Annotated in this window: 6 protein-coding genes; 2 read left to right on the forward strand and 4 right to left on the reverse strand. The window is 69.3% G+C overall.

Going from position 1 to position 6,021, the window contains the following annotated elements; genetic code table 11:
* The first annotated feature begins 197 nt into the window (after positions 1 to 197).
* On the forward strand, positions 198 to 680 hold the full coding sequence (locus G6016_RS09835; protein WP_182632487.1) for an RrF2 family transcriptional regulator: 483 nt from the start codon (positions 198 to 200) through the stop codon (positions 678 to 680).
* Here the strand turns inward: G6016_RS09835 and G6016_RS09840 are convergent.
* From G6016_RS09840 to cysD, 4 genes are all read right to left on the reverse strand, one after another.
* Positions 595 to 1,743, reverse strand: coding sequence for a cation:proton antiporter domain-containing protein (locus tag G6016_RS09840; protein ID WP_338403573.1), 1,149 nt, complete (start codon positions 1,741 to 1,743; stop codon positions 595 to 597). The two genes, G6016_RS09835 and G6016_RS09840, sit on opposite strands and share 86 nt — an antisense overlap.
* A gap of 69 nt (positions 1,744 to 1,812) precedes the next feature.
* Positions 1,813 to 2,724 carry a TSUP family transporter gene (locus G6016_RS09845; protein ID WP_182632488.1) on the reverse strand — a complete coding sequence of 304 codons (912 nt, stop codon included), beginning with the start codon at positions 2,722 to 2,724 and terminating at the stop codon, positions 1,813 to 1,815.
* Positions 2,725 to 2,728: 4 nt separating this feature from the next.
* On the reverse strand, positions 2,729 to 4,573 hold the full coding sequence (cysN, locus tag G6016_RS09850) for a sulfate adenylyltransferase subunit CysN (protein WP_182632491.1): 1,845 nt from the start codon (positions 4,571 to 4,573) through the stop codon (positions 2,729 to 2,731).
* 98 nt (positions 4,574 to 4,671) lie between these two features.
* Positions 4,672 to 5,589 (reverse strand): sulfate adenylyltransferase subunit CysD, encoded by a 918-nt coding sequence (gene cysD, locus G6016_RS09855; protein WP_182632489.1) that lies wholly within the window; start codon positions 5,587 to 5,589, stop codon positions 4,672 to 4,674.
* Positions 5,590 to 5,757: 168 nt separating this feature from the next.
* On the opposite strand from cysD, the gene G6016_RS09860 reads away from it, so the two are divergent.
* On the forward strand, positions 5,758 to 6,021 hold a 264-nt coding region (locus tag G6016_RS09860), incomplete at its 3' end, for a helix-turn-helix domain-containing protein (protein ID WP_182632490.1).

Genomic DNA, 6,021 nt, shown 5'->3' on the forward strand with positions numbered 1-6,021 from the left:
GGGACAGTGGCGCCGTGGAGCGCGGGGCCTGGGATCTGGACGACGCCGCCGCCACCGTCGACGGGACCACAACCACCGCGGCCGGACCCGCCGTGGACGAGGAAACCGATCCCGCCCGCGCGTGACCCCGCTTGACCCGGGCCGGGGCGCCCCACTCCCCTGCCCGGCGCCGGCCCCGCTCTGGGACACTGTTCCCCATGAGGGTCACCGCGAAATCGGACTATGCGCTGCGCGCGCTCGTCGAACTCGCGGCGGCCCAGCTGGCCAGCCCCGACCACGATCCCCGCGAGAACCCGCTGAGCGCGGAGGAGCTGGGCCGGCGACAGGAAATACCGCACGGGTTTCTCCAGGCGATCCTGTCCGACCTGCGCAGGGCCGGCATCGTGGCCAGCCGCCGCGGCAAGACCGGCGGCTGGTTCCTGGGCCGAGAGGCCTCGGGGATCACCGTCGCCGATGTCCTGCGGGCCGTCGACGGCCCCCTCGTCAGCGTCTACGACGTCCGTCCGGAGTCGGTGGTCTACAACGAGCGGGCCGCGGTCCTGCAGCACGTGTGGATCGCCTCGCGGGCGGCCTTGCGCCGGGTGATGGACGCCGTCACGATCGCCGATCTGGCGAACAGGCAGCTGCCGGGCGAGGTCCACGAGCTGACGCTCGACACCGACGCGTGGGAGCCTCGCTGACGCCGACGGTCGGCCTCAGGTCGTCCGCCTCCTCCGGCGGTAGCGCGTGAGCGCTCTCATGGCCGGGGACGCCGCCGCACCGTGGAGGCCGATGGACGCGACGATCACCAGCGACACCGCGGGCCAGAGTGACCAGCCGTCGTCCTTCGAGAAGTAGCCCATGGCGTAGCAGATGCTCGGTGAACTCGATGAACTCGTGGGCGCGGGCGTGTTTCTCGTCGTGTCGCTCGGCCGCGCGCACTCCCAGAGCCGCGCAGAACACCGCCAGGAATCTCCAGCCGCCCACCAACTCGCCGATTCCATAGGCCAGGAGCAGAGTGGCCACCGCGGCCGCGGGTTCGGCGTACCCCACCAGGCGGTGTTCCCCGATGCGGACACGGTAGAGGCCCGCGCCCACCAGCCGGCCGATGATCCACCCGGCCACCGCCCCGATGACCGTCTTGCCGACGAGGTCCCACGCCGCCCACGACCACCCCCATTCCGAGAGCGGCCCTCTGGTGGCCAGGAAGATCGCGAGGTAGACGAACGGGAACGCGAGTGCGTCATTGAGGCCCGCCTCCGAGGTGAGAGCAAAGCGGGCCTCGTCGTGCTCGTCGTCGACCTTCTCGCCCTCCCCGTGCCCGGGCCCCTCCACCTGCACGTCGGAGGCCAGCACCGGGTCGGTGGGGGCGAGTACGGCCCCGAGAAGAATCGCGACCGCCGGGGTGACACCGAGGGCCCACCACCCGAGCACCGCAACGCCGGCGATCGACAGCGGCATCCCGATGACGAGCAGGCGCCACGTGGGACTCCAGCCGCGGAAGGTCAGTGGCCGGTCGAGCGCCAGCCCGACGCCGAAGAGCGCGACAATGACGGTGACCTCCGCCATCCGCTCGGCGAGCTCCGCGTGCTCGATGACATCGACGAGTTTCGACTCACTCGGCATGAGCCAACCGATGAGCATGCCCACGCCAACCACGACGATCGGCGCGGACAGAACCCGCTCGCGGAGCAGTCGCGGCAGGATGGAACCGACGAGAAGCGCCGCTCCGACGACCGCGAGCATGAGGTCGGTGTTGGGCACCGGAGGAGTGTCACCCGCGGATGGGTGACGCGCCACCGGACCGCACGAGTCGTACCGCGCAGGCCGGCGTCAGACGCGCGCCGGCTCGGCGGGCTCTCCCAGATGCACCGAGTAGCGACGCACCAGCAGCTTCCACACCAGCGGGCCGACGGTCACCAGCACCAGCGCGATCACGCCGATCAGCAGCGGCGAGGCACCGAGCATCGCCGAGGCGGTCACGGCCAGCACGATCGTGATGCCGCGACGGATGATCCCGCCGGGGATCCGGCCGGCGAACCTCGAACCGAAGAACGTCCCCACCGCGCCGCCCACGAGTAGCGGAAGCAGCAGCACCCAGTCGACACCGGTCACCATCACGTGCCCGATCGCGGCCGCGATCACCAGCGGCACCGCCTGCACCAGATCGGTGCCGACCAGCCGCAGCGCGGACAGCGTGGGATACAGCAGCATGATGCACATCATGATCACCGTTCCAGAGCCGACCGAGGTGATGCCCACCATCAGCCCACCGACCACGCCAATCAGCAGGGTGAGCAGCGGCTTGACCTGCGGATCCGGGTCGTCGCCGGTGCGAATCCTGCCGGACATCTCGAAAAACGCCCGCAGGAAATACGCGGTGGACGCCACGATCAGGGTCGCGCCGATGGCCTTCTTGAGCAGCCCCTGCACGTCCTCGGCGCCGATCGCGTGGACCAGCCAGGCGCCGAGATACGCGGTGGGGACCGACCCGATGACCAGCCAGAACGCGATCTTGAGATTGGGCTTGCCGGACCGCCAGTGCACGCCCGCACCGACGACCTTGTTGACCGCGTTGACCACCAGGTCGTTGGCCACCGCCGCGGTGGGCGGGATCCCGAACAGGATGAGCGCCGGCGTCATCAGCGCACCGCCGCCCATCCCCGTCAGGCCGATCACCACACCGATGACGGCGCTGACGACCAGCAGGCCCAGCGAATCGTAGGTCCAGAGGGCCTCGGGCACGCGCTCAGATTCCCAGGAGCGTGCTGACGATCCGCTGCGCGACCTCTTCCGCGGTGCCGTCGGCGGGACGGATGTGCAGATCGGGGGTCAGCGGCGGCTCGTACGGCGCGGAGACGCCCGTGAACTCGGCGATCTCGCCGGCGCGGGCCTTGGCGTACAGGCCCTTGGGGTCGCGGGCCTCGCACTCGGCCAGCGGCGTGTCCACGAACACCTCGGTGAACGGCAGGTCCGCCTTGGTGTGGACGTCGCGCGCCGCGTCACGGTCGGCACGCATGGGCGAGATCAAGGAGCAGACGACGACGACGCCGGCATCGGCGAACAGTGCGGCGACCTCCGCGGTCCGTCTAATATTTTCTGCCCGGTCGTCGGCCGAGAAGCCGAGGTCGGCGTTCAGTCCGTGGCGGAGGTTGTCCCCGTCGAGGATGTAGGCGGGACGCCCGGACTCGATGAGCACCCGCTCCACCTCGGAGGCGATCGTGGACTTGCCCGAGCCCGACAGGCCGGTCAGCCACAGGGTGCGGCCCTGGCCGCGGTCGCCACGCTGGACGGTCCCGGCGTGCCACACCACGTTGGAGCCCTTGGCGGCGGGCCCGATGATCATGCCCGCACCGACGGTGTTGCCGGTGAGCTCGTCGACGACGATGAACGCGCCGGTGTCGCGGTTGCGGCGGTAGGCGTCATACATCAGCGGGGTCTGCGTGCGCAGTCCGATGCGTCCGATCTCGTTCAGCCCCAGCTCGGTGGCGTCCTGATCGCGGTGCAGGGTGTTGACGTCGAGCCGGTACTCCATCCCCGTCACCATCGCCTTGGTGTCGCGGGTCGTGTGCTTGATGATGTAGCGCTTACCGGTGGTCATGGTCGTGTCGTCGTCAAACCAGCAGACCATGGCCTCGAGCTCGGTACCCTGGTGCGGACGGTTTCCGGGGCGCGCGATCATCTCGCCACGGACGATGTCGATCTCGTCGTTGAGGGCGATCGTCACAGCGGCCGGCGAGGCGGCCTCATCGAGTTCCATCCCGCCGGGGCCCCAGATCGCCTTCACGGTGGACTGCCGACCGGACGGCATGACCACCACGTCGTCGTCGACCTTGATGATGCCCCCGGCGATGGTGCCCGCGAACGAACGGTGATCCAGTCCATCGGCGCGCTGGGGCCGGATCACGTACTGGACGGGGAACCGGACGTCGGTGAGGTTACGGTCCGAGGCGATGTGGACGTTCTCGAGATGATCGAGGAGCGACGGTCCCGTGTACCAGGGCATCGTCTCGGTCTTGCTCACCACGTTGTCGCCCTTGAGGGCGGACAGCGGCACGAACGTCACGTCGTGGACCTCGAGCTTGGCGGCGAAATCGGTGAACTCGGTGCGGATGGCCTCGAAGGTGGCCTCGTCGTAGTCGACCAGGTCCATCTTGTTGACGGCCACGACCAGGCGCGGGATGCCCAACAGCGCGGACAGGAACGCGTGGCGGCGGGTCTGCTCGAGAACGCCCTTGCGCGCGTCGACGAGGATGATCGCCACGTCAGCTGTAGAGGCGCCGGTGACCATGTTGCGCGTGTACTGCACGTGACCCGGGGTGTCGGCGATGATGAACTTGCGCCGCGGGGTCGAGAAGTAGCGGTACGCCACGTCGATCGTGATGCCCTGTTCCCGCTCGGAACGCAGGCCGTCGGTGAGCAGCGCGAGGTCCGTGTACTCGTCGCCGCGCCCGGCCGAGGTGGCCTCGATGGAGGCGAGCTGGTCCTCGAAGATGCCCTTGGAGTCGAACAGCAGGCGGCCGATGAGGGTGGACTTGCCGTCATCCACGGAGCCGGCGGTCGCGATGCGCAGCAGCTGCGCGTGCTCGGACATCGTGTGGCCCTCGGGCAGCACGGCGTCCCCGGTCGTGTAGTCCGTCCCGGCCGAAGCGGCGGCGGCGGTGGAGGTGGAGGTGGTGGTGGGGGTGCTCATCAGAAGTAGCCCTCCTTCTTGCGGTCTTCCATGCCGGCTTCGGAGATTCGGTCGTCGGCGCGGGTCGCGCCGCGCTCGGTCACGCGGGTGCCGGCGACCTCGGCCACCACGGCGGCGTTGTCGGAGGCATCGGATTCCACGCAGCCGGTGCAGGTGGCGTCGCCGACGGTGCGGAAACGGACCAGTTCGGTGCGGGCCTCCTCGCCGGGAAGGGTCTCGAGGAATCGGGTCTTGGCCAGGAGCATGCCGTCGCGCTCGATCACCTCGCGCTCGTGGGCGTAGTAGATCGGCGGCAGGTCGATGTCCTCGCGCTCGATGTACTGCCAGATGTCGAGCTCCGTCCAGTTGGACAGCGGGAACACGCGGATGTGCTCGCCCTTGCGGTGCTTGCCGTTGTACAGGTTCCACAGCTCGGGGCGCTGGGCACGCGGGTCCCAGGCGCCGAAACCGTCGCGGAAGGAGAACACGCGCTCCTTGGCACGGGCCTTCTCCTCGTCGCGGCGGGCGCCGCCGAAGACCGCGTCGAAGCGGTTCTCCTGGATGCCGCGCAGCAGGGCGGCGGTCTGGAGGCGGTTACGGCTGGTACCGGGACCGGTCTCCTCCACCACGCGGCCGGCGTCGATGTCGTCCTGGACGTAGCTCACGAGCAGCTTCACGCCGGTCTCGGAGACCACGCGATCGCGGTACTCGATCACCTCGTCGAAGTTGTGCCCGGTGTCGACGTGCATGAGCGGGAACGGCATCGGCGCGGGCCAGAAGGCCTTGCGGGCCAGGTGGAACATCACCACGGAGTCCTTGCCGCCGGAAAAAAGCATCCCGGGGCGTTCGAACTGCGCGGCTACCTCGCGGAAGATGTGGACCGACTCCGCCTCGAGCGCGTCGAGATGCGAGAGCGTCACCGCCGACCTCGTCGTCATGCGACCTCCAGTGTTGTGGTGCCGACCGAGTTGACCGGCCGACCGCCAGCAGACAGATCTGTCTACCTTGTGGCATCTCGACCATCCTGCGCCCGGCGCCGCGAAAACTCCACCCTCGGGGACACACGGAATAAGCAACTTTCGGCTATCCGACATACAGTGTCGACTATGCGACACGAACCCACGCATCGGGTGCTCGCGGTGATCGAGGCCCTGTCCGCGGACGGCCCTCCCCTGCCGTTGACCGAACTCGCCCGCGCCTCGGACGCCAGCCGATCGACGCTCCACGCGGTCCTCGAGCACATGCGGGACGAAGGGTGGGCGGAAAAGGTGACCGGTGGGTGGCGGGCCGGGCCACGGCTGCGTGAGGTCGGCGCGGCTGCGGCGGCCGGCGTCGACCTGGTCGGTGCCGCGCGCGAACCGCTGGAGGAG

It is taken from the genome of Dietzia aerolata, from assembly GCF_014144865.1.
GTDB lineage: Bacteria > Actinomycetota > Actinomycetes > Mycobacteriales > Mycobacteriaceae > Dietzia > Dietzia aerolata.